The 24499-nt window shown below is 62.6% G+C and carries 19 protein-coding genes and 1 tRNA gene; 17 read left to right on the top strand and 3 right to left on the bottom strand.

Features of this window, described 5'->3' with window-relative positions:
- Positions 1-10 precede the first annotated feature (10 nt).
- From lpdA to K7W41_RS12635, 17 genes are all read left to right on the top strand, one after another.
- Entirely contained in the window at positions 11-1417 is a 1407-nt protein-coding gene (gene lpdA, locus K7W41_RS12715; protein WP_224609027.1) for a dihydrolipoyl dehydrogenase, read from the top strand.
- Positions 1418-1589: 172 nt separating this feature from the next.
- Positions 1590-1664 (top strand) — tRNA-Glu (locus tag K7W41_RS12710).
- Positions 1665-1834: 170 nt separating this feature from the next.
- Positions 1835-3157, top strand: coding sequence for a nucleotide sugar dehydrogenase (locus tag K7W41_RS12705; protein ID WP_224609024.1), 1323 nt, complete (start codon positions 1835-1837; stop codon positions 3155-3157).
- On the top strand, positions 3154-4095 hold the full coding sequence (locus K7W41_RS23710) for a Gfo/Idh/MocA family oxidoreductase (protein WP_224609021.1): 942 nt from the start codon (positions 3154-3156) through the stop codon (positions 4093-4095). The genes K7W41_RS12705 and K7W41_RS23710 overlap by 4 nt, the downstream gene beginning before the upstream one ends.
- Positions 4092-4733: an acyltransferase gene (locus tag K7W41_RS12695; protein ID WP_224609018.1), complete on the top strand. Its 642-nt coding sequence runs from the start codon at positions 4092-4094 to the stop codon at positions 4731-4733. The genes K7W41_RS23710 and K7W41_RS12695 overlap by 4 nt, the downstream gene beginning before the upstream one ends.
- Positions 4733-5893 (top strand): DegT/DnrJ/EryC1/StrS family aminotransferase, encoded by a 1161-nt coding sequence (locus K7W41_RS12690; protein WP_224609015.1) that lies wholly within the window; start codon positions 4733-4735, stop codon positions 5891-5893. Before K7W41_RS12695 ends, K7W41_RS12690 begins: the two co-directional genes overlap by 1 nt.
- Complete coding sequence (wecB, locus tag K7W41_RS12685; protein ID WP_224609012.1) at positions 5890-6960, top strand: non-hydrolyzing UDP-N-acetylglucosamine 2-epimerase; 1071 nt, start codon at positions 5890-5892, stop codon at positions 6958-6960. Before K7W41_RS12690 ends, wecB (K7W41_RS12685) begins: the two co-directional genes overlap by 4 nt.
- 108 nt (positions 6961-7068) lie before the next feature.
- Positions 7069-8421, top strand: coding sequence for a hypothetical protein (locus K7W41_RS12680; RefSeq protein ID WP_224609009.1), 1353 nt, complete (start codon positions 7069-7071; stop codon positions 8419-8421).
- Positions 8408-9547 carry a glycosyltransferase gene (locus K7W41_RS12675; protein ID WP_224609007.1) on the top strand — a complete coding sequence of 380 codons (1140 nt, stop codon included), beginning with the start codon at positions 8408-8410 and terminating at the stop codon, positions 9545-9547. Before K7W41_RS12680 ends, K7W41_RS12675 begins: the two co-directional genes overlap by 14 nt.
- Positions 9544-10578 (top strand): polysaccharide biosynthesis protein, encoded by a 1035-nt coding sequence (locus K7W41_RS12670; RefSeq protein WP_224609004.1) that lies wholly within the window; start codon positions 9544-9546, stop codon positions 10576-10578. Before K7W41_RS12675 ends, K7W41_RS12670 begins: the two co-directional genes overlap by 4 nt.
- Positions 10575-11714 carry a polysaccharide biosynthesis C-terminal domain-containing protein gene (locus K7W41_RS12665; RefSeq protein WP_224609001.1) on the top strand — a complete coding sequence of 380 codons (1140 nt, stop codon included), beginning with the start codon at positions 10575-10577 and terminating at the stop codon, positions 11712-11714. Before K7W41_RS12670 ends, K7W41_RS12665 begins: the two co-directional genes overlap by 4 nt.
- Entirely contained in the window at positions 11711-12832 is a 1122-nt protein-coding gene (gene wecB, locus K7W41_RS12660; RefSeq protein ID WP_224608999.1) for a non-hydrolyzing UDP-N-acetylglucosamine 2-epimerase, read from the top strand. Before K7W41_RS12665 ends, wecB (K7W41_RS12660) begins: the two co-directional genes overlap by 4 nt.
- Entirely contained in the window at positions 12832-14010 is a 1179-nt protein-coding gene (locus K7W41_RS12655; RefSeq protein ID WP_224608996.1) for a glycosyltransferase family 4 protein, read from the top strand. Before wecB (K7W41_RS12660) ends, K7W41_RS12655 begins: the two co-directional genes overlap by 1 nt.
- On the top strand, positions 14007-15530 hold the full coding sequence (locus K7W41_RS12650) for a hybrid nucleoside-diphosphate sugar epimerase/sugar transferase (protein WP_224608993.1): 1524 nt from the start codon (positions 14007-14009) through the stop codon (positions 15528-15530). The genes K7W41_RS12655 and K7W41_RS12650 overlap by 4 nt, the downstream gene beginning before the upstream one ends.
- A gap of 196 nt (positions 15531-15726) precedes the next feature.
- Entirely contained in the window at positions 15727-17304 is a 1578-nt protein-coding gene (locus K7W41_RS12645) for a polysaccharide biosynthesis tyrosine autokinase (protein WP_224608991.1), read from the top strand.
- Between the two features lie 74 nt (positions 17305-17378).
- Positions 17379-18803 (top strand): O-antigen ligase family protein, encoded by a 1425-nt coding sequence (locus K7W41_RS12640; protein ID WP_224608988.1) that lies wholly within the window; start codon positions 17379-17381, stop codon positions 18801-18803.
- Positions 18804-18834: 31 nt separating this feature from the next.
- Positions 18835-19254, top strand: a complete 420-nt coding sequence (locus K7W41_RS12635; protein WP_224608985.1) for a hypothetical protein — start codon at positions 18835-18837, stop codon at positions 19252-19254.
- A gap of 164 nt (positions 19255-19418) precedes the next feature.
- On the opposite strand, the gene asnB is transcribed toward K7W41_RS12635, so the two are convergent.
- The 3 genes from asnB to K7W41_RS12620 are packed head-to-tail and all read right to left on the bottom strand — an operon-like array spanning position 19419 to position 24431.
- Positions 19419-21344 (bottom strand): asparagine synthase (glutamine-hydrolyzing), encoded by a 1926-nt coding sequence (gene asnB, locus K7W41_RS12630; RefSeq protein WP_224608981.1) that lies wholly within the window; start codon positions 21342-21344, stop codon positions 19419-19421.
- A gap of 3 nt (positions 21345-21347) precedes the next feature.
- Complete coding sequence (locus K7W41_RS12625; protein WP_224608978.1) at positions 21348-22598, bottom strand: lipopolysaccharide biosynthesis protein; 1251 nt, start codon at positions 22596-22598, stop codon at positions 21348-21350.
- 9 nt (positions 22599-22607) lie between these two features.
- Positions 22608-24431: a polysaccharide biosynthesis protein gene (locus tag K7W41_RS12620; RefSeq protein WP_224608975.1), complete on the bottom strand. Its 1824-nt coding sequence runs from the start codon at positions 24429-24431 to the stop codon at positions 22608-22610.
- Between the last annotated feature and the right edge of the window lie 68 nt (positions 24432-24499).

Here is a 24499-nt window from a genome sequence, read left to right as displayed (position 1 = left end):
CAGGAACGCTATGGATTCCTTTGACGTGTTGGTCATCGGCGGCGGCCCAGCCGGATACGTGGCCGCCATTCGCGCCGCGCAGCTGGGCTTCAAGACCGCCTGCGTGGACGCCTTTGAACGGAACGGCAAGCCCTCGCTGGGCGGCACCTGCCTGAACGTGGGCTGCATTCCCAGCAAGGCCCTGCTGGATTCCAGCGAGAAGTACGAGGTCATGCAGCACGACTTTGCCGAGCACGGCATCAACGTGCAGGGCGCCAGCATTGACCTGGGCAAGATGCTGGGCCGCAAGGCCGCCGTGGTGGACAAGCTGACCGGCGGCGTGGCTTACCTGTTCAAGAAGAACAAGGTGACCTCCTTTCACGGCCTGGGCCGCCTTGTGCGCCGCGAGGGCGACGCCTGGGTCGTGGACGCCGCCGGCACCGAGGTGCAGGCCAAGCATGTGATCGTGGCGACCGGCAGCAGCCCCCGCGCCCTGCCACTGGCGCCTTTTGGCGGCCATGTGGTCGAGAACGGCGGCGCCCTGGCCTTCGAGCAGGTGCCCGGCCAGCTGGGCGTGATTGGTGCGGGCGTGATCGGCCTGGAACTGGGCAGCGTGTGGCGCCGCCTGGGCGCGCAGGTGACGGTCCTGGAGGCTCTGCCCGGCTTCCTGATGGCCGCCGACGACGCTGTGGCCCGTGAGGCCCAGAAGCAGTTCCAGAAGCAGGGCCTGGCCTTCCACTTCGGCGTGCAGATCAGCAAGGTGGAGCAGGACGAAGGGGGCGTGACCGTCACCTACACCGAGAAGGAGCAGGAGGTCACGGCCCGCTTCGACAAGCTGATCGTCTCGATTGGCCGCGTGCCCCACACCGCTGGCCTGGGCGCCGAGGCCGTGGGACTGGCCCTGGACGAGCGCGGCTTCGTGAAGGTGGATCATCACTACCGCACCAACCTGGAAGGCATCTACGCCATCGGGGACGTGATCGGCGGCGCCATGCTGGCCCACAAGGCCGAGGAAGAGGGCGTGGCCCTGGCCGAGATGCTGGCCGGGCAGGCCGGGCATGTGAACTACGACGTGATTCCCTGGGTGATTTACACCAGCCCCGAAATCGCCTGGGCCGGCCTGACCGAAAAGCAGGCCAAGGACAAGGGCCTGCAGGTCAAGACGGGGCAGTTTCCCTTCAGCGCCAACGGCCGCGCCCTGGGCCACGGTGACCCACGCGGCTTCGTGAAGGTGGTGGCCGATGCCGCCACCGACAAACTGCTGGGCGTGCACATGGTGGGTCCCAACGTCAGCGAACTCATTGGCGAGGTGGTGGCCATCATGGAATTCGGCGGCAGCAGCGAGGACCTCGCCCGCACCGTGCACGCCCACCCCACCCTCTCCGAAGTGGTCAAAGAAGCGGCCCTGGCCGCCGATAAGCGCGCCCTGCACATGTAAATCTCGGTTCCGGCGGGCGCCCCCTTTCACCAGGGCCGCCCGCTTTTCTGTTGAAGTTTATGGCCCCTTGACGAACCGGGCTTAACCCAGTATCTTTCTGTGCGTGCCGGAAACGGCGCCCCTTGAAAGGCAGTCAGCGAAGGCGCAAGCCAGAGCACAACTGAAGTGGTGTGGCCCCATCGTCTAACGGTTAGGACACTACCCTTTCAAGGTAGCGATACGGGTTCGAATCCCGTTGGGGTCACCACATATGCTCGCCTCTGTGAATGCAGAGGCGAGCATATTTTTGCCAGGAAGGTGCAGTGGGTGCAACCGCCGCACAGACGAATCTGACCGTGTTCTCATGGTATATAGACCAGACATAGTGAGAGCAAACTGCAGTCTTCAGGATGAAAAGTTTGCCGTTAGAATGCACTAATGAGTCTCAGCACAACACCAACCAAACAGCTTCTGATTGAGAAGCTCCAGCGCCGGGAGGCGAGAATCGGGGTTATCGGGCTTGGGTATGTCGGCCTCCCCTTTCTGGTTGAAAAAGCCAAGGTTGGCTTTCAGGTCGTGGGAATCGACCGCAGTGCCGAGCGCGTCGCGCAGGTGCAGCGCGGCGAAAATTACATCAAGGATGTGCGCGACGAAGACCTGCGCGATGTGGTGAACCGGGGTCTGGTCACGGCCACCACCAGTTTCGCCGAGGCGGCCGACCTCGACGTGCTGGTGATCTGCGTGCCTACGCCGCTGGATCAGAACCTCACGCCGGATCTGAGCTACGTGCGCAGCGTGACCCGGGAGATTGCGGCCATCTTGCGTCCTGGTCAACTGGTGAGCCTGGAAAGTACCACCTATCCCGGGACGACCGAGGAGATCATGAAGCCCATCCTTGAAGCCGGTGGGCTACGCGCCGGCCAGGACTTCTACTTGGCCCACTCGCCCGAGCGGGTGGATCCGGGCAATAGACGTTACACCACCAAGAACACCAACAAGGTGGTCGGCGGCCATGATCCTGAGAGCCTTGAGGTGGCGCTGGCCTTTTATCAGCAAACCATCGAGAGCGTGGTGCCCGTCAGCTCGGCTACCGCTGCAGAGATGGTCAAGGTGTTTGAGAACACATTTAGGGCCGTTAACATCGCGCTGGTCAATGAGCTGACACTGCTGTGTGACCGTATGGGCCTGAACGTCTGGGAAGTGCTGGACGCCGCCTTCACCAAGCCCTTTGGCATTATGCCCTTTTACCCTGGTCCAGGCGTGGGGGGCCACTGCATCCCGCTTGATCCCCATTACCTGGAGTGGAAGGCGCGCGAATTTAATTTCCAGACCCATTTCATCGCGCTGGCTGGGGAAGTCAACCGCCGCATGCCTGAGTTCGTGGTCGAAAAGGCCGGGCGGGTGCTCAACACACACCGCAAGGCCCTGAACGGCAGCCGCGTCCTGCTCCTGGGCGTGGCGTACAAATCCGACCTGGACGATTACCGCGAGTCTCCGGCGCTGGAGGTCTTCAAGCACCTGCAGCAAGCGGGGGCAGACGTCGAGTATCACGACACTTGGGTGCCTCGCATTGATGACCATGGGGTGAAAGCCGACAGTGTCGAACTCACCCAGGAGCGGCTCCAGGCGGCTGACCTGGTCATCATCACCACCCACCATTCCAATGTCGATTACGGTCTGGTGGTCGACCATGCCCAGGCCATCCTGGACACCCGCAACGCCACGCGCAATTTCAAGAGCGAGAAGGTGACTTTGCTGTGAAGCGGTTTGGACTCACCGGCGCGGCCGGATATATCGCCCCCCGTCACCTTAAAGCCATTCAGGAAACGGGCAATACGCTGGACGTAGCCCTCGATCCTTTCGATTCCGTGGGCGTCATGGACGCCTACTTTCCACGGGCCGAGTTCTTTACTCAGCCAGAATTGTTTGAGCAGTATCTGCATACAGCGCGGGATGAGGGGCGCGGCCTCGACTACCTGAGCATCTGCGCACCGAATTATCTGCACGGCCCGCACATTCGCATGGGCCTGCGGGCCGGCGCTGACGCCCTGTGTGAAAAACCGCTGGTGCTCTCGCCCGAGGAACTGCGCGGCTTGGCGCACGAAGAGCAGCGCACGGGACAGCGTGTCTGGACCATCCTTCAGTTGCGCGTTCACGAAGCCCTGACGGCGCTTAAGGACAAGCTGGATCAAGAAGGCCATACGGGCAAGCGGGAAGTGGACCTCACCTACGTCACTTCGCGCGGCACCTGGTACCTGCGGTCGTGGAAAGGCCGCACCGAGCAAAGCGGGGGGCTGGCCTCGAACATCGGGGTGCATTTCTTCGATCTGCTGAACTGGTACTTTGGCACTGCCGAGCATGTGGAAGTGCATGTGCGTACAGCAACGGTCAATGCTGGCTATCTGGAGCTGGCTGGCGCGCGGGTCCGGTGGTTTTTGGCAGTGGATGACCAGTACATTCCGCAGGAGCTGGCCGCCGCCGGAAAACGCACCTACCGCTCCATCACCATTGACGGGCAAGAGGTTGAGTTTTCTGAGGGCTTTACCGATCTGCACACCGCGGTTTACCGCCGCACCCTGGCGGGTCAAGGTTTCGGGCTGGCCGACACCGCGCCGGCCATTGAGCTGGTGTCGCAGATTCGCACCCTTCCCGTGACTCCTGGAGGCACGCGTCGTCACCCCTTTGTGAGGTCGTCTTGACCGGGCCCTTGATTCATGAGAGCGCGTATGTCGACGAGGGGGCGCAGGTGGGGGACGGCACCCGCATCTGGCACTTTACCCATGTCATGCCCCGCGCAGTGATCGGTGAGGGGTGCTCAATTGGTCAGAATGTCCTGATTGCCAACGATGTCCGGGTTGGCAATGGGGTCAAGATCCAGAACAACGTGGCTGTCTATGAAGGCGTGACGCTCGAAGATTACGTGTTCTGTGGGCCCAGCATGGTGTTTACCAATGTCCGCACTCCACGCAGCGAGTTCCCTAGAAACACTGGCGCGGATTATCTGCCCACGCTGGTCAAACGTGGGGCCAGCATCGGCGCCAATGCCACCATTGTCTGTGGGGTGACGCTGCACGAGGGCGCCTTTGTTGCTGCCGGCGCGGTGGTCACCCGCGACGTGCCGCCCTACGTCATGGTGGCGGGGGTGCCGGCCCGGCCCATCGGCTACATGAGCGCCAGTGGTGACGTGCTGGATTTTGAGCAGGCCACGGAAGTTCAGGACTCCCGCGGCCACCGGTACCGGCTGGTCGCACCGTGGCAGGTCGAGCGGCTGCCCAGCAACGTTGAAGTTTCGCCCGAAGATGCTCAGGCTCTGCCGGGTGCAGAGCGGGAGGCGTGATGTCCTCAATTCCGATTCTTGACCTTTCCCCTGAAGTTGAAGCGCACTGGGCTGAATTTCAGGCCGCGTTTGAGCGGGTGGTTCGCTCTGGACAGTTCATTATGGGGCCAGACGTCATGGCTTTTGAAGCCGAGGCGGCCGAATTTCTTGGTGTGCGCCACGCCGTCGGGGTCAACTCTGGCACCGACGCGCTCGTGATTGCGCTGCGCGCGCTGGGGGTCGGCCCAGGCGACGAGGTCATCACCACGGCCTTCTCCTTTTTTGCCACCGCCGAGAGCATCAGCTTGGTGGGGGCCAAACCAGTGTTCGTGGACATTGACCCGGACACCTACAACTTGGATGTTCAGCAGGTGCGCGCAGCCATCACCCCCCAGACCAAAGCGCTGATGCCGGTTCACCTGTATGGCCAGAGTGCCGATATGGGCGCGCTGATGACCTGTGCCCAGGAGCATGGCCTCCTGGTGGTTGAAGACTGCGCCCAATCATTTGGGGCGCAGTACCACGCCGCCAATTTTGGGCGCGCAGCGGACGCCTGGGACGGTCAGCAGACTGGCACCATGGGGCACGCGGGGGCTTACTCGTTTTTTCCCAGCAAGAATCTGGGGGCGTTTGGGGACGCTGGGCTGTTGGTCACCAACGATGACGCGGTGGCGGAACAGGCCCGCATGCTCCGGGCGCACGGCAGCCGCCGCAAGTATCACAACGAGACCCTGGGCTTTAACTCCCGGCTTGACACACTGCAGGCCGCCATTTTGCGGGTGAAATTAGGCTACCTACCAGAGCAAAACCGCCTGCGCCGCGAGGTAGCCGCACGTTACACTGGCCTTCTCGCAGGACTGCCCAGCGTGAAAGCGCCGGCTGTAACGCCGGGCCACGTCTTTCACCAGTACACCATTGAACTGATCGGGTTTGACCGCGACGCTGTGCAGCGCGAACTGGCAGCCCGGGGAATCGGCACCATGGTGTACTACCCGGTGCCCCAGGACGCGCTGCCGGTGTACAGCGGCCAGTACACGGTTCAGCCGCGCAGCGCCCAGGCCAGCCAGCAGGTGCTGAGCCTGCCCATCTGGCCCACGTTGTCGGCAGAGCTGCAGCATCAGGTGGTCAGCGCCCTCACAGATGTTCTGGGTACCCTGGCGCCCGAACAGGCACCAGCATGAGTTCTATTGTGACGGTGCTGGGCACGCGGCCCCAGCTGATCAAGGCCAGTATGGTGTCCCGCGCGCTGCAACAGGCGGGCATTGAAGAGATTCTGGTTGAGACCGGGCAACACTATGACGACGCCATGAGCAGCGTGTTTTTTCGTGAACTGGGCCTGCCCGCTCCGGCGCACGCGCTGAAGATTGGCTCAGGCACCCACGGCGATCAAACCGGGCGCATGCTCAGTGAGATTGAACAGGTGCTGCTCCAGCGCCGCCCGGACGTGGTCCTGGTGTATGGGGATACGAACTCCACCCTTGCGGGTGCGCTGGCGGCCAGCAAACTGCACATTCGGGTGGCCCACATTGAAGCCGGCCTGCGCTCGTTTAACCGCAGAATGCCGGAAGAGATTAACCGGGTCCTTACCGACCACCTCAGCAGCCAACTGTTTGCCCCCACCGAGCAGGCGCGGGCCAACCTGCAGGCCGAGGGGATTACGCAGGGGGTGGCCGTGGTTGGCGACGTGATGCAGGATGTGGCCAACTTTTTTGGTCAGCACCCCACTGCCGTGCTGAGTCAACAGGGCCTGAAAGCCTCTGGGTACGTGCTGGCCACCATCCACCGCGCCGAGAACACGGATGATCCCCGTCGCCTGCAGGTGATTGTGGAGGCCTTGCGCGCTCTTGCCCGGGAGGAGCCTGTTGTCTTTCCAGTCCACCCGCGCACGCGCGCAGCTCTGGAGCGGCTGCAGTGGCACGCGGCCCTGGAGAACATCCTGCTGCTGCCGCCGCAGGGGTACCTGGATATGGTCACCCTTGAGCAGGGCGCGCGCGTGATTGTCACGGATTCTGGGGGCGTCCAGAAAGAAGCGTATTTCCACCGGGTCCCCTGCATTACCCTGCGCGACGAAACCGAGTGGACCGAGACGGTGGCCACTGGCTGGAATACCCTGCTGCCGCCGCAGGATGCCAGCGCAATTGTCGCGGCGGTCAGACAAGCCCAGGCGGGCCAGCACAGCGAGGGCATCTATGGCGACGGACATGCTGCCGAAACAATTGCCAGGGCCCTGGCGGCTCAGCTTGGTTAGACCATTGCCCTGCGCCCGCATGGCCAAACGGGCCAGCACCCTTCGGAAGCAGAGGAATTTTATGTCACCCATTACTACCGCGACGTTGATTGTTTGCACGGTGCGGTCATGAGCGCGGCGCCGCGCACCGTCTCAGCCCCGCGCGTGCAGGCAGCAGGGCTGGTCCAGTGGCTGGTGCTGCTGCTCTCCACAGTGGCGTTTATGGGCACCTTAAGCTGGGCAGTCACACAGTACAACTACATCCTGGGTATTCACGGGGTCAGAGGTCAGTTTAGCGAATCAGCGCTCATTCTCTCGGCCCTGGGCACGCTGCTGGAGTTCGTGTGCATTCCCAAAGACCGCAAAAAAATATCGAGTTGGATTCTGTGGCTTTTCTTCGTCTTTGTTGTCTTACCCATCAACACTGTGTTCTTTCTTGGAGACTTCAGTTCAGAGTGGTTCGTTGCCCACTCCCTCTTCTGGACTGGCGTTTTTACAGTTGTAAATTACTTTCAAGGTCGTGGCGTCAGCAGCAGCCCTGAGACTCGCGGCCTGACGCTGCGGGGCGGACGGCTGTGGTACTCACTATTAACCATCCTCCTGTCATTGGCCGGCATCGCTACCCTGGCCGCACAGATTGCCAACCAGGGTATCAGGCTAGACACCAGCCTCACCAACGTTTATGAAACGCGCGAACGTTACGCTGCGTCGTCCAGCACAGTGGCGCTGTATCTCAACAATTGGTTGGCCTTTGTAGTCCTTCCTCTGCTCTTCATGCGAGGTTTACAGAAGCGATCCATGCTTCACCTGGGACTTGCAGGCGCCATGATGATGCTACTGTTCCTAGGTACAGGCAATAGAATCTTTCTTATTATTTTGCCACTCGTTTTGATGGTGAGCTGGTTTGTGCGACGTGGATTCTCACTATCACTGATACCTTTGTTTTTTTCAGGATTTTTACTCTTCACGGCATCGCTGTGGGAATATGCCCACGACCCCGTTCCCTTAGCACTAACTATGGGCCGCTCCCTGGTGATTCCAGCAATTATCTCGTTTTATACTTTTGACTTCTTTTCCCAACACGAAATGATGCGCCTCTCGCATTCTATTTTCTCAGGATTTTTCTCAAACCCCTATCCTTATGATCCTGCTAACATCATTGGTCGAATTTATTTTCGCAATCCAGATGAGTTTGCCAACACTGGCCTTGTTGGTGACGCATACATGAATTTTGGTTATTACGGCATGATAGTTGTCGGCCTCCTCTTTGCGGCCTCATTGGTGTTAATTGATCTGCTCTCAAGGGCGAAGAAAACATATCTTGTGACTGCCGCATCCCTGATGCCTTTTATATTCGCGGTGAATGTCTCCTTTTTCACTACCATCTTGACTGGCGGCCTGCTGCTGAGCTTAATCCTGCTCTTTCTCTTGCCACTTGAGCCTCAGCGCACCATTGAGGAGTCTCCCTATGAAACGGCATGACATTCTGGTCATTACCACGATTCACCCGCCCTACGACGGTCGCATTTACGAGCGTGGCACCCGCGCGCTTAAAGACGCTGGCTTCAGCGTGGGGGTGATTGCCCCTTGGGACATCGATCTCGAACGCTTTGCCCGCGACGGTATCCCGGTCTATACACTGCCGCCTGCGACTAAGCGACTGGACCGCATCTTTCATGGCTGGCGCACTTTCCGCGCGGCCTTGCGGGCGCCCGCGCGAAGCTACTATTTCCATGATCTGGACTTTCTGCCGTGGGCGGTGCTGCTCCGCAAGCTCAAGCGCGTACCAGTGGTCTACGACTGCCACGAGAATTATCCAATAGAAATTGTTCATAACAAAGACTGGATTCCAGGCTTCCTGCGTGGACCACTTTCCAAACTGGTGCACGCCCTGGAAGACCGCTGTGTGCGTGCGCTGGGCGAAGCCACAGTGGTGGTCCCCAATCTGCTGGAGCGTTTTGAGCAACTGGGCGCGCACACCACGCTGGTCAGGAACTTTTCCAGATTCTCGCCTCGGCGGCTTCAGGGCCCCCCCGGCCTTATTTACTCCGGGACCGTCAACCCCGCTTACGGCTCTGAAGTGCTCCTGGAGATTGCCCGGCGACTGCCTGCCCATGTGCCCCTGTATGTCCCGGATCGCTTCCCTGATCCGGAAACCAAGGCCAACTTCGAGAACACGGTTCAGCGAGATCAGTTGCCCATCACGGTTCTGCCCCGCGTCAAGCCCGGCGAAATAGATCAGCTGTTGGGGCGGGCGTCGATTGCGCTGTCCACCGAACAGGATCTGCCCAATATGCATTTGGGTTACCACGCCAAACTGTTTGACTACATGGCGTTTGGCCTGCCCATTGTGGCCAGTCACGTGCAGAGTAATGCGCGCATCGTGGGTCAAGCCGGCGCAGGCATCCTGGTCAAGCCTGATGATGCCCAGGCGTATGTCGACGCCGCCCTGCATCTGCTGTCGGAGGCCGGGCGGGAAGAGCGCGACCGCATGGCGCAGGCGGGGATGCAAGCGGTGCAGGACCACTTCAGCTGGGAAGCGGAGCAGCACGCTCTGATCGGCCACTTTCAACAGGTGCTCAACTCGTCAGCACAGAGGATGTCATGACAAATCTGCAAGACAAGACCATTCTGATTACGGGCGGCACAGGCTCGTTCGGCCATAAACTGCTCGACAATGTTCTGACGGCTGGCTGCCGTGAAATCCGGATTTTTTCCCGTGATGAGCTGAAGCAGGAGCAGATGCGCATTCAGCTCAACGAGCCCACAGTGAAGTTTTATCTGGGCGATATTCGTGACCGAGAATCCATTGACGGCGCCATGAAGGGCGTTGATCTGGTATTTCACGCTGGCGCCCTGAAACAGGTTCCGTCCTGCGAGTTCTTTCCCATGCAGGCGGTGATGACCAACGTCATTGGTTCTCACAACGTCATTGAGTCGGCCATCAGCCACGGCGTCCGGAGCGTGGTTTGCCTGGGGACGGACAAAGCAGTCTACCCAGTCAACGCCATGGGCATGACCAAGGCGCTGATGGAAAAAATTGCCCAGGCCGCCTCCAGACAGAACATGTCGGGCGACACCATCATCTCCTCGGTGCGCTACGGCAACGTGATGTATTCGCGTGGGTCGGTGATTCCGCTCTTTGTGGAACAGATCAAGCAGGGCAAGCCCCTGACGATCACAGACCCGCAGATGACCCGCTTCCTGATGAGCCTACAAACGGCCATTGAGCTGGTGCTGTTCGCCTTCGAACATGCCCGGCAGGGCGATATCTTCGTGCGCAAGGCGCCGGCCTGCACCGTGGGCGATCTGGCACAGGCGGTTCAGAACCTCTTCGGGGTCTCCACTCCGGTCACGTCCATCGGCATCCGTCACGGCGAGAAGATGTACGAAGCTTTGGCCTCGCGTGAAGAACTGCAAAAAGCCGAAGATATGGGCGACTACTTCCGCATCGGCATGGACGACCGCGACCTGAACTACGCCAAATACGTCACAGAGGGCGAACAGGCCGCCGCCCAGTTGGTGGACTACACTTCAGACTCGACCCAGCGCCTCTCGGTCAGTGAAGTCGAAGCGCTCCTGCTCACCCTGCCTGAGCTGAGGGCCGAACTGGCGGCCTTCCAGGCGCGCGGCGCATGATGCGTCTGGGCATCACGGGCGCAGATGGCCTGCTCGGGCGCCATTTGCGGGCGCGGGTCTATGGTGATCCAACCATTCAGGCCGTCCTCGCCACCCGCGAGACTTTTGCCAACCCAGAGCGGCTGGCGGCGTTCGCCGCGAATGTGGACGCCATTGTGCATCTGGCCGGCATGAACCGCGGCGACGACGAGGATATTGAGGGCGTCAATATCGCGCTCGGGCAGCAATTGACTTCGGCCCTGGACGCAGCTGGACAGCGCATTCCGCTGGCCTACTCGTCCAGCACCCACATCGCCCGCGACACGGCGTACGGCCGCTCCAAGCGGGCCGTGGGTGAGCACCTGCGGGCCTGGGGCGAGCGCGTTGGCGCGCCAGTGAGCGAACTCGTGCTACCGGGCGTCTTTGGGGAGGGCGGCAAACCCTTTTATAACTCTGTGGTGTCCACCTTTTGCTTTCAGCTGGCCCACGGTCAGGTGCCCCAGGTGACAGCAGACGCCGAGATAGAGCAGGTGCACGCGCAGGCGGCAGCGCAGCAGTTGCTGGCGGCTGTGCAAGCGTCCCAAGGGGTTCGATTTGAGCGGGTGCACGGCACCACCTTGCAGGTTTCTGAGTTGCTGCGGCAACTGCAGGAACTGGACAGCATGTACCGGCAGGGCCTGCTGCCGTCCTTGGCCCACCCCTTTGCACGGGACCTGTTCAACACGTACCGCTCCTACCTGTTTCCCCACTTCTATCCCCGGCAGGTGCAAGTGTTCCAGGACAACCGGGGCGCCCTCTTTGAAACCTTTAAGGTGGGCAGCGGTGGCCAGAGCTTCTATTCCACCACCCACCCCGGCATCACGCGCGGCAACCACTACCACCTTCACCGCATGGAGCGCTTTTTTGTGGTGGAAGGCGAAGCAGTCATTGCCCTGCGGCCGCTGCTGGGCAGCGAGGTCACCGAGTTCCGGGTGAGTGGGCAGACCCCGGCCTACGTGGACATTCCCACCCTGTGGGTGCACAGCATCACCAATGTGGGAGCGCAGCCGCTGCGAACTGTGTTCTGGTCCGACCAGATTTTTGATCCGGCCAATGTGGATCAGTTCCCGGCAGACGTCGTGGGAGGACGGCCGGGCATGCAAGAGGTACTGGCATGAAAGTGATGACCGTGGTGGGCACGCGCCCAGAAATCATTCGACTCTCACGGGTCTTCGCGGCGGTGGATCAGTCGTTCGACTCGGTGTTGGTGCATACCGGGCAGAACTATGACTACGAACTGAACCAGGTGTTCTTCGATGACCTGGGCCTGCGTAAACCCGACCACTTCCTGAACGCCGCTGGAAAGAGCGCCATGCAGACCATTGGCCAGATCATTGCCAAGGTTGACGAGGTGCTGGCCCAGGAACAACCCGACGCCCTGCTAATTCTGGGCGACACCAATTCGTGCCTGGCGGCCCTGCCCGCCAAGCGGCGGCGTATCCCCATCTTTCATATGGAGGCCGGGAACCGCTGCTTTGATCAGCGGGTTCCGGAGGAGACCAACCGCAAGATTGTTGATCACATCAGTGACATCAACCTCACGTATTCCGATATCGCGCGTGAATATCTGCTGCGCGAGGGTCTGTCGCCTGACCGCATCATCAAGACGGGCAGTCCCATGTTCGAGGTCCTTCACCATTACCTGCCGCAGATTCAGGCGTCCACGGTGCTTTCACGACTGGAGTTGCAGGACAATGGGTATTTTGTGGTGAGCGCCCACCGGGAGGAAAACATTGATTCTGACCGGAACATTCATCTGTTGGCCGACACCCTGAACAACATGGCCGCGACTTACGGCCTGCCTGTGATTGTCTCCACGCACCCCAGAACCCGCAAGCGGATTGAGGCACTGGGTCTCACTTTTGCCGATCAGGTCCGGCTGCTCAATCCCCTCGGCTTCCATGACTACGTCCGGCTGCAGCAGTGCGCCCGCGCCGTCATTTCCGATTCGGGTACCATCACCGAAGAGTCCAGCATCCTCAACTTCCCCGCCCTGAATATCCGTGAGGCCCATGAGCGCCCTGAAGGCATGGAAGAGGGCGCTGTGATGATGGTGGGACTGGGCTGGCCCACGGTGGCGCAGGGCCTGCGTCTCTTAGAGCACCAGGGGCGCGGTGCGGACCGAACCCTGCGTTTGGTGTCGGATTACAGCATGCCCAACGTGTCCGATAAGGTGGTGCGCCTGATCCTCAGCTACACCGGGTATGTCCGGCGCGTGGTGTGGCGCGAAACCTGATGCGGCTGCGAGTCCTGTCTGAATACTATGGCCTGCACGACACCTCAACGGGCAAACTGCTGGCCGAGCTCGTCCAGGAACTGCTGAGACAGCAGCCCCATCTGCGCGTGGAGGTCGTTACCGGCGCCCGCCCATACCGGGTCACAGCCAATCCTCAGCAGCCAGAGCCCCAGCTTGACCGCCTTCAAGTGACCCGGCTTCAGCGCACCGCTTGGCGCCACAAGGGCCTGCTGGGTCGCTTGGCCGATGATCTTCACTTTACCCTCAGTGCCTTCCTGAGCAGCCTGGCGGGCCCAAAAGCCGACTTCACCCTGGTGGTCACCAATCCGCCGGTGCTGCCGCTGGCCGCGCTCGCACTGTCCAGACTTGGCCGTGGGCGCTTTGTCTACCTGATGCATGACATCTACCCCGATATCGCGGTCGCGAGCGGTCAACTTTCGGCCCGCCATCCGGCCACGCGGCTGTTCGGCCTGTTGCAGCGGCGGCTGTTGCATGGAGCAGACCGCATCGTGGTGCTGGGCACATGTATGGCGGCTGAGGTCCAGCGCCGGTACAGGGCGGCGGCCGAACGCATTGACGTGGTGCCCAACTGGTGGTCGCCCCAGTTTCTGGGAACAGCCCGGCCCCAGCCCTCTGGCCCCCTGACCTTGACCTACGCGGGCAATCTGGGCCGGGCACAGGAGTTCGACACCCTCCTGCGGGGGCTACCGGACCAGCAGGTCCAACTGGAACTGATTGGGGAAGGCGAGCGCCTCAGCGCCCTGCGCGAGCAAGTTGCGGCGCAGGGCCTGACCCAGGTGCAGTTCCTGCCCTATATGGCCGAGCCCGCACTGGCCCACCATTTTCATAGCCATACCGACGTGGGGCTGATTCTTTTGCAGCCGGGGGTCAGCGGTCTGGCCGTGCCCAGCAAGAGCTACAACCTGTTTGCAGCGGGCCTGCCTGTTCTGGCGGTCTTGTCACCGGACAGCGAGATTGGCCAGCTGATTCGCCGCCACGGCAATGGCGTGGTGGTGTCGCCCGGCGATGACGCTGGGTTCCAGGCTGCGCTGCGCACCCTGCAAGACCCAGTGCAGCGGGCGCAGATGGCCACTCGCGCCCAGGCCCTGCTGCCGGAGTACAGCCTGCAGGCCGCTGCCCAGCGCCTGTGGACGACGCTGGACAAGGAGCAGCCATGAAGGTCATGGTCACAGGCGCCAACGGCTTTATCGGCCAGCAGGTGGTGGCCTTTCTGGCCGCGCAGGGCGATGAGGTGCTGGCGGTGACCCGTGAGCCGCAGAGCGGGTGGCCAGCTGGAGTCCGGAATCTGCGCCTGGCCGATGTACAGTGCCAACCCGAACAGCACTTCGCGGGCGTCAATGCTGTGGTGCACTTGGCGGGACGCGCCCATCAGACGCGGGTGCGGGACCAAGCCGCCGAATGGTGCCGCATGAGGGCCGTGAACGTGGAGCTGACCCGCCACCTTGCCCAGCTGACGTTCGAACACTCTGAGGCGCGGTTCGTGCTGGTCAGTTCCATAGGGGTACACGGTGTGACCACGGCCCCCGGTAAACTGCTGTCTGAACGCTCGGCCCTGCGGCCAAGTTCAGCCTATGCCCAGAGCAAGCGCGCTGCCGAGGCGGTGGTGGAAGACTTGGCACTGGCTTACGGCGGTACCTTCGTGGTTGTGCGGCCCCCGCTGGTCTTTGGTACCGGAGCGCCTGCCAACTTTGGGCTGCTGGAGAAGGCCGCGCGCCTGCCCTTGCCCCTGCCTTTCGGGCGGGCCACGGCCCCCCGGGCCAGCATCGGAGTACGTAATCTGGCCGCGTTTCTCCGGCTTGTGGCCCTTCACCCGGCGGCCCGCAACCGCACCTACGTCATCGCGGAAGACCCGCCGCTCTCCACACGGACCTTCCTTAAACTGCTGCGCCAGGGGCGCGGCGCACCAGCGCGCCTGCTGAATGTGCCGCCTACGGCGTTGCGCTTGGCCCTGGGTGCACTGGGGCGTCGGCAGATGGCCCAGCAACTGCTGGCACCCCTGCAGGTGGACATCACCAGAGCGAAACAGGAACTGCAGTGGCGCGCGCCTTTCTCGGCGCAGGAGCAGCTACAGGTGACTCCTGCGCCCATTCAGGGCCCGGCGCGGCCTGTGCGTGTCCTCAAGCGGGCCCTGGACCTGGGGTTGACCCTCCTGGCCGCGCCGCTGGTCCTGCCGCTCGGGCTGCTGGTGGCCCTGGCCATTCGCCTGGATTCGCCTGGGCCCGCACTGTTTGTGCAGCAGCGAGCGGGGCGTGACCACCGCCCTTTCGCCATCTATAAGTTCCGCTCCATGCGCACCGACACGCCTTCTGTGTCCACAGAGGAATTGCAGCGGCTGGGCATTCGGCCGGTCACCCGGGTGGGGCAATTTATCCGCCGCACCAGCTTGGATGAGCTGCCGCAACTCTGGAACGTCCTGCGGGGCGACATGAGTCTGGTGGGGCCGCGCCCCGCCCTGCTGACCCAGGACAAAGTGCTGTCGCTGCGGGAGGCCAGTGGCGCCTCAGCGCTGCGGCCGGGCATCACTGGACTCGCCCAGATCAGGGGCCGTGATGACCTCTCGGATGAAGAGAAGGTCGCCTACGACACGCAGTACTTTCAGGACCTGGGTTGGCGCAGCGATCTCGCCATTTTGCTGGGCACGCTTCAAGCGGTCTTCACTGCCCGGGGCAACAAGTAGGTCAGACGCAGGGTGCTTGGCTGACGGGCGTACCGTCCTCAGGTGGTCGCCGGGCACGCGCTGGGCGGCGAGACATTGGGCACCGCGCCTGGACAGTATGCTGCACACAAAGCCCCTCTTGCGCGCCCCACAACTGGCGCCGGGCTTGTGTCAAGCCCGACGCGTTTTCCCGCCCCGTAAGGAGTTCTCCGACTGTATGACCACCTTTCGCTCCGCTGCTGGCTCGGAAATTCACCTCGCCAGCATCATAAAAACCCTCCAGCGCTCACTCTGGCAGATTCTCGCGCTGGCGGTTCTGCTGGCCGGCCTGGGCTACGTCCTGTCCAAGCGGCAAGCGCCCGTGTATCAGGCCACCGCCGTCATCGCCACGGCCTTGCCTGATTTGGCCGGCACCGTGACCGGACTGCCGGTGCAAACGGCGACCCTTTCCCCGGATCTGGTGGGCAAGCTACTGCAAAGTCCCCAACTCGTCGAGGACATGGTGCGGCGGCTTGGGCAATCGAAACTGCCGGCTGACATTCAGACCACACTCGCGCGGCAGTTGCAGCGTGAATTGCAAACGGGCCGCTTTACCCTGCTGACCATTCGGCCTCTGGTCAACGGTTCGCAACAGATCATCTATGAGTTACAGGCGCGGGGAACCACCCCAGCCAGCGCCAAGGTGCTGGCCGATACCGGCGCCGCCGCCATTCTGGCGTGGGACCTGACCCAGGCCCGCTCTGGCGTGCAGCGGGCGCGTACCGTCCTCACGGCGCAATTGGCCGACTACCAACAACGGCTGAAACAGGCAACGACCGCTGAAGAACGCAGCAGTTTACAGAGTGCGCGCGGGGCCCTGCTGCTAAAGCTTTCGCAGATTGACGTGCAGGCAACCGGGCTCACAGGCAGCCTGATTTCCCTGTCGTCTGCGGTTGAGCCCTTGACCCCTGTCGCGCCGCGGCCTCTGCGCAACGCCATCCTGGCGGGCTTGGCGGGCCTGCTGATCGGCAGCCTGATGGCTCTGCTGCTCGACAGCCTGCGGCAACGCGTGCACACCGCCGACGAGCTTCAGGACTTTGGTCTGCCCGTTTTGGGTCAGGTGCCCAAGATTGCCCCCCGCCTGATGCGCCAAGGCCTGTCCAAGCTGGTCGAGCACGGCCGGCTGTATGAGGCCGCCGGGTTTCTGCGCGTCAACATGCTGGCCTTGCCCCACAGCTTTCCCCAGCGGCGCTACGTGATCAGCAGTGCCCGGCCCGGCGACGGCAAAAGCACGGTGGCCAGCATCCTGGCCGAGAATCTGGTGGCGCAGGGCCTGCGCGTCTTGCTGATTGACGCCGACCTTCACCAGCCCACACAGCACCTCATTCATGTCACCAAGCCCTCGGGCGCGCCCGTGCTCACCACCTCAACCCTGCTCAGCGCCGGTCCAGACGCCGCGCCTTTGCAAACAGCGTCCGGCATTCACCTGATTCCCGCCGGCAAAGCCAGCCGCGCCACGCACACCCTCACGGGGTCGGCGGCCTTTACCCAGCGGATTGAGGAACTCAGTCAAGCCTACGACGCGGTGCTGATTGACGCCCCCCCCATGCTGAGTCTTTCGGACGCCTTTTTGCTCTCACAGCAAACCGACGGGATCATTGCCGTGGTGGGCGCTGAGGAAGCCACCCAGGCCGATATCCAGCGACTCATACAGAGTGCCAAGCACGTGCAGGCCCATATCGCCGGCTTTGTGCTCAACCGCGTGTCCCAGCGCGACACCGCGTATTACCACGGTTACTCCGATACGCTGACCTGACTGTGGGGCCGTCACGCATTCAATCCACGGCCCCGTCCCAGGGACGGGTCTCGTGGTTGCTGTTCGTCCCGGGCGTGAGTGTTCTGACACTACCGGCCCTGCGGGGCTGGGCCCAGCTGCCTGCTGCCCTGCAGGTGCCTCTGGTGTTGTTCGCCGCGCTGCAAGGCTTGGCTGCCGTTTTCTCGCCCTGGTGGCCGTGGGCCCTACCGCTGGGCCTTGGCCGCGTGCTGCTGCTGATTGCGCTGCTGCTTTGGGGCTGGCAGCGGGCGCGCGTGGCTTGGCGGCACCATCTTTACGCCGGCTTTCTGTGGGTGCTGGCCGCGGCCTACCTCACTGGCGCTGTCAGTGCATCCACCTTGTGGCCTTACCGGGAGATCGGCCTGCTGTATCTCTCCTCAACGGCCCTGGGATTAATGGCTGCATTAACCCTGCTGATTGCGCTGTGGGACTGGCCTGCCCTGGGGGCGCGGCACAAAGCCCTCCTGGCGCTCCCTATGCTGCTGCTGGTGCTGGCCGGCTCCAGAACCGCGTGGCTGGCATTGCTCGTGGGGGCCACGGTCCTCGCCCTCCACCGTTTGCCCCTGGCCTGCAGAACCCTGGGGCGGGCGCTGGCTGTGGGAATTCCGGCGGCCCTGAGCGTGCTGCTGCTGCTCAATGAGGGCCCTGACCGGCTCAGTGAGCGCACCGGGCTGTGGCGCAACGCTTCAGCGGTGGCCCAGGCTTCACCCTGGGGTGGCGCAGGCAGTTATCAGTTGGGGCGGCTCATCAGTTACGGCTGCGCCGACGCTGAGCGGCATGCGGCCAGCCTTCAGGGGTGCGAAGGGCCCTTGCAGGTTCTGCCCGCCCCCTGGACCTTTGCCCACAACCTCAGCGCCCATCTGCTGGCTGAAACGGGAATCATCGGCACCACAGGCTGGCTGCTGGTGCTGGGCCTCTCGGTTCTGGTGTGCCTCAGGACCCCCCACCCACTGGTGGCGGCGTGCCTCGCCGCCCTGCTCAGCAGCAACCTCTTTGACAATACCCTGCTGCTGCCCAGCGGTTTTCACGCTGAGCTGTTCTGGGTATTGACCGGGCTTGGTCTGCGCGGCCTGGGCCGCCCGGGGCTGCGCCTGGTCCCCCTGAGCCTGCCGCTGGGGCTGGCACTGTGTCTGCTGTATGCCCTGCCGCTGCGCAGTGCCGAACAAACGCGCCTCTGGCCAGGGCTGCGCCTGACGGCGGTTTATGGCCTGCCCCAGGCCGAACGGGATCAGCCCTACGCCATCTATGTGGCGGCCGAGTTGGATCAGCAGGGCTATATGGACGTGCAATCGTGCAGCCCTGAAGGCATCTGCCGCCGCATTGGCGGGGCGGTGCTGGCGGCGGGTCCAGTCAAAACCTGGGTGACTGTGCGCCCCCCCCAGGACACGGGCACGGTTCGTGTGGTTTTCACACCTTTCGCTGGCCAGGGGCTGGCTGGGGCCCTGGGGCCGGCCGTGGCTTGGCAGGTGCGCCTTGAATAGGGCGGTCTGGTTCTACGGAGTCGGTGGCCTGTTGACTGCCGCCGCGTTGACTGTGGCCCTGCCACTCTGGCGCCCCCCACTGCTGCCAGCCCCGACGCCGTTGGCTGTGCCCTGTACCCCAGGCGGCAGCGCCCAGTACTCCCCGCTGGCCGTCACGGCGCTGACGCCCGACACCTGGGTGGTGCAAAGCGGCGGCGTCATTGCCTTTACGGCTTGCCAGGGCGGGCACACCCAGCTGCACTTGCGGCTTCGCCCTTCGGCTCAGACCTTCTCAGCCCGTGTGGCGGTGCGCTGGGGACAGCAGCAACAACTCGTGCAGCTGAAGGCCAACGAAGAGCGCCACCTCTCGCTGACCCTGGCCCCAGCGCAAACGCTCTGGATCATGCATTTGCCGGGCCCAGCGGGCCAGGACAGCCAATACCTGGAAGTTGATCGAAGATCAGGCGACTGAGCCCAGCAGAGGTGCGCTTGAAGTTCGCCGCTTTGATCTCCACCGGGTATACCCAGGGCGTCGCGCGTAACGCGGCCTTGGGACAGCTCCAGCCTCTCTTCAAAGAGGAAAACCCATAGCAGCCGAACAGGGGCGAGCGCTCTTCTCTCGCCCCTGCCTACTGGTTAGAGAACCACCTGGTAAGCCTGCACCCAAGCGGCAAAGTTGAGCATGCGCCACAAAGGCCCCGCACTGTCTTCGGCCGCGCGCGTCTGCAGCGCTTGCCAGTGCTGCCGGGCCTGCGCAGCGTCAACCGGCCCCTCCAGCTGCTCCAGAATCTCCAACTGGCGCTCGACCCACTCGGGATGTGCGATGAGCCAACGGGTCTCTGGCGTCACAAATCCCAGCTTGTCTCGCCGGGCCAGAATGGGGTCCGGCACCAGCCCTTTCATGGCGTCTCTGAACACGGCCTTGGTGCGGCCCTGGGCATCCAGCAGCAATTCTTCTGGCAGGGTCATCAGGAATTCCGCCAGTTCCCGGGTCAAGAACGGCACGCGGCTCTCGATGGAAAAGTGCATCGAATTCCGGTCCTCGTAGCGCAGCAAGGAGGGCAAGGGGTAGCGGAAGGTCGAGCGCTGCAGCTCTTCTTTGAGCGTCTGCCGGCCCCCGGGGACGCGTTCGGCCCGCAGTTCCACGCCCTGGCGCCGCAGCCAGTCGGCCGAAAGCCAAGTGGGTTGCAGAGGTTCGCCCACCAGCTGCCGTAAGGTCCCCTGCACAGCCGCTGGCGCCAGAAACTGCGCCACATTCAGCAGCAAGGCCCGCCGAGCAGGACCCGCTTGCCGAATCATCTGCGCCGCGCGCTGCACTTGGCCTTGGCGCAGCAGTGAGGTCAGGCGGGCCGAGGCATAAATGGGGTACCCGGCCAGCTGCTCATCGGCGCCCTGACCATCGAGAATGACAGGAATACCGTGCTGCCGTGCACTCCGAAACACCGCGTACTGCGCGTAAATAGACGTGCTTAAAAAAGGCTCACCCTGGGCCAGAATCAGTTCATCGAGATCACGCTCAAGGTCGCCGGGTTGGGGCGTCACGATGTGCGAGGTCACAGGGTAACGGTCAGTCACCTGCTTGACCCAGGCCCCCTCGTTCAATTTAAAATCCGGCTCCACATAGCTGAAGGTATGCAGCTCGGCATCCGGATACAGGTGCCGAATCGACGCCACCACCGCCGACGAGTCAATGCCGCCCGACAGGGCAGCCCCAACCGGCACATCGGCGCGCATGTGCAGCTCAATGTTCTTGAGAAACAGTCGGCGCAGTTCTGTAGCCGCCTCGCCGGGCGCGGTGGCCTGAATCTGGGGACGCGGCGCCCAGTAGCGCTGCACAGTGACGGCCCCACTGCGCAGGTCAACCCGCATCAGATGGGCGGGGGGCAACTGGCGAACATCCTGAAACAGCGTGGTCTCGCCGTCGTTGCTGACCCCAAACCGCAAGTAACGGGCGGCCGCGCCAGCGTTCAGCTGCCGTGACACACCGTCAAAGGCCAGCAGCCCGGCAATCTCTGAAGCAAAGACCAGGCGCCCCTGAACCTGGGCGTAGTGCAGGGGTTTGATGCCGAAGGGGTCCCGCACCAGGGTCACGCGCTGGTGCTGCTGATCATAGAGGGCAAAGGCGAACATGCCGGTCAGGCGGTGCAGGCAGGCTTCTCCCCAGGCGTGCCAGGCCGCGAGCAGCACCTCGGTGTCTGAATCTGACCGGAAGCGATACCCCAACGTTTCCAGTTCTGAGCGCAACTCCAGGAAGTTGTAGATTTCGCCGTTGAAGGTGATCCACAGGCGCTGGTCTGCCGTGGCCATGGGCTGCCAGCCTTCTGCGGAAAGATCGAGAATAGACAGCCGTCGGTGCAAAAAAGCCACCTGCGTCTCTGTCAGGATAGGCGAGGCGATGTCCTGGGGCTGACGCCCATGAAACAGGGGTTCGCCCGCCTGCCCCAGCAGCAGCAGGCCCTGATCGTCGGGGCCCCGGTGTTTCGTGTGCTCAAGCACCCGCTCAAGTTCCTGGCGCGCAGGCGGCGCCCCGTTTAAACGCAAAAGCCCAGCAATTCCACACATGACTTACACCTTCCTCTGCTGCGAATGAACCAAAGAGAGTAAGACACCCAGATACACGGCGTACATCACCGCGTTGATCACAGAAAAAATAGCCACCACCAGAAGCGGATCGGCCAGGTGCACAGTACCGCTCCTCACCAGCGCATAGAAGCACACCAAAAAGGCCACCACGGACACGTCGTAGATCAGTTTCACACTGGCGCGCTCGGTGTGCACGAACACCACCCGTGACACCGGGCCCACGACATACAGCGCGCACAGCCAGGGAATCAGCCACCGGATCATGGCGGGCAGCTGCGGCCACTGCTCGCCAAACAGGCGCAGAGCCAAGGGCGCGCACAAATACAGCAGCACACCCAGCGCTCCGGCCTGAAGCCCGAGCGCACCCAGCGTCCTGTACAGATACTGACCTGCCTGCGGGCCCTGCTCCGCACGCCAGAGTTGGGCGTAGCGACTTTGAAACACATCGGCCATGGCGGCCGTGACCACCGCAACCACTGCAAACAGGGTGCGCTGCAGCAACGAGAAACTGCCGGCAGTTCCCACCGTGGTTAGCACCGTCAACAGGGGCAGCGGCAGCGCGACTGCCACAGCGTCAATGAGAGCCGAGGGCAGAATGACGCGCGGAAATTGACGGTGCGCCCGGGCGACCCGGAGCGCTTCGTGCCACGGCAGCCACCTGGGCTGCGCCGTACGCCACCCCCGCAGCACACCGGCTGTGCGGTTGACCACCTCACCGGCGGCCAGCCCCGCGAAGCCCAGGTGCAGCACACCGCCCGCCAACCGAACAGCACTGGCGGCCACCCCCTGCAGCAAACTGATCTGGGCGGCCTGCCCATATTGCTCTTGCCGAATCAGGTATGCCCGCAACGCGAAAAACACCCCCGAACTCGCTGAGAGCATACCCACCGCCACACTGCCCAGTGTGCCCAGCGCGCCATACCCCAAGACGTTCTTTACAACGATGCCTGCAGCGATCAGGGACAGCAGCGGCGCACTCAACAGGGACAGCACAATCGAGAGAGAGAGCAGATCGCGCGCCTCGTCATCGGTGCGGGCACCGATAATGGCCGCTTCATACTTTAAGGTGGCCACCACAATAGCTGGCGCACCAAAGGAAATGAGCAACCCCACGCGCTGAAAGTCTTCTGGACTGTAGAGGCGCGCGAGCACAGGCGTAAGCGCCAGTGCAATCAGCTGACCACCCGCCGCTCCCCCGACCAGGAGCAGCACTTTACGGAAAAAAGAATTCACCCGTCAGTCCTAGCGCAGGCTTCCGAATTTATTTTCAGGAATAAGGTCCATCATGACGGCCCTGATGGCTCTGGCATCCCCTTGCGCGGCAAAGTGGCCCAAGCGGCTCAGCTGCGTTTCCAGGGTCTGCGGATCGCACTGCTGGAGCTGCGCACTGAAAATTTCCTGGTGGGTGGTTGCCTGCGTTTCCTCACTGGTGGTCAGGAGTTCTTCGTACAGCTTCTCGCCGGGCCGCACCCCGCTGTACACGATATCCACGTGTGACGCCCCGGACAGATGAATCAGGTCCCTGGCCAGATCGGCAATTTTGACTGGCTCACCCATATTCAGCACATAAACCTTTCCGTTCTCTGCGAGTCCACCGGCTTGCAGCACCAACCGCGCGGCTTCCGGAATGGTCATGAAATAGCGCACCATCTCCGGATGGGTGACCGTTACTGGGCCGCCAGCCAGAATCTGCTTCATGAAGATCGGCACCACACTGCCGCGACTGCCCAAGACATTTCCAAACCGCACCGATACAAAAGCCTGGTGCGCTTTGGCCTGGGCGGCCCCAGCAGACACCACCATCTCGGCCACCCGCTTGGAGGCACCCATGACACTGGTGGGGTTGACCGCCTTGTCTGTTGAGATGTTCACCAGCCGCTGAACCCCAAAATCCAGGCAACACTGGACCACGTTCCTGGTGCCAAAAATATTGTTCAGCACTGCTTCAGAGGGCGACTGCTCCATCAGGGGCACATGCTTATGGGCAGCGGCATGAAACACCACTTCCGGCTGGTATTCCCGAAAAATGGCGCGCAGCCGCTTGTCATCGCGCACATCCCCGATCAACCCCAGCACCTGAATCTCGGGCCAGTCGTGTTCCAGTTCCTGCTGAATACCGAACACGCTGTTCTCTCCCCGTCCGAAGAGCAGCACCTTGGCTGGGCCGAACGGACACAGCTGCCGAACAATCTCCGACCCGATGCTGCCCCCTGCCCCGGTGACCAGCACCACACGCCCGCGCAGATAGCCGGCAATCTCGGCAGTATTCAGGTGCACCGGTTCGCGGCGCAGCAGATCTTCAAGATTGACCTCGCGAATTTCGTTGATGCCCACGTTGCCCGCGAGAATCTCAAAGACGCCTGGGATAATACGGTAGCGCACCTCGGCCGACTGGGCCAGTTGCACCACCCGGCGCACGAAATCGCCTGGCGCCGAGGGTACGGCAATCAGGATCTCGGCCGCCTGTTCACGGCGGGCCACCGCCACCAGGTCGCCCACTGGGCCAAACACGGGCAGACCCACAATGCTGCGCCGCTGCTTGGTGACTTCGTCGTCCAGAAAACCGATAGGCGTAAGGCCCGCTTCCGGATGGCGCTGCATCTCTTTGGCAATCAAGGTGCCGGCCTCACCAGCCCCCACAATCAGTACCCGCCGCTTGGCCTGGGCGCGGCGGTGGGGGCGCCGCTCATACAGGAGCCGCGTCAGCATGCGCGCAGCCCCCATCAGCACCAACCCCAGAACGCCCGCCAGCACAGGTACGCTGCGGGGCAAATGCCACTGCGGCTGCAGAATGAAGGCCAGGGCCACGACCAGCAAGGTGGTGAGACCCGTGGCCTGGGCAAGACGCACCAGATCCAGCAGGCTGGCCCGCTGCCAAGACTGCCGGGCAAGGTGGTAATACCACGACACCACGGCCATCACGGCGGTGGTCACGGCCAGGTACGGCAGCGCCGAGATGGCCACACCACTATCAATCGCTGAGGGTTGACGAAAGCCGAAGGCAAGAACGGCTGCCAGCAGCCACAGGGCCAGGTCAATGCAGGCTTTCACCAGCAGATACAACATAAATGTCTGCTCCTCCGCGCTCAGTATGACGTACCTGCTGGTCCGAACACCGCCGCCCACACAAACGG

The organism is Deinococcus multiflagellatus (assembly GCF_020166415.1).
Classification (GTDB): Bacteria; Deinococcota; Deinococci; order Deinococcales; family Deinococcaceae; genus Deinococcus; species Deinococcus multiflagellatus.
This window is presented reverse-complemented; position numbering and strand designations above follow the sequence as displayed.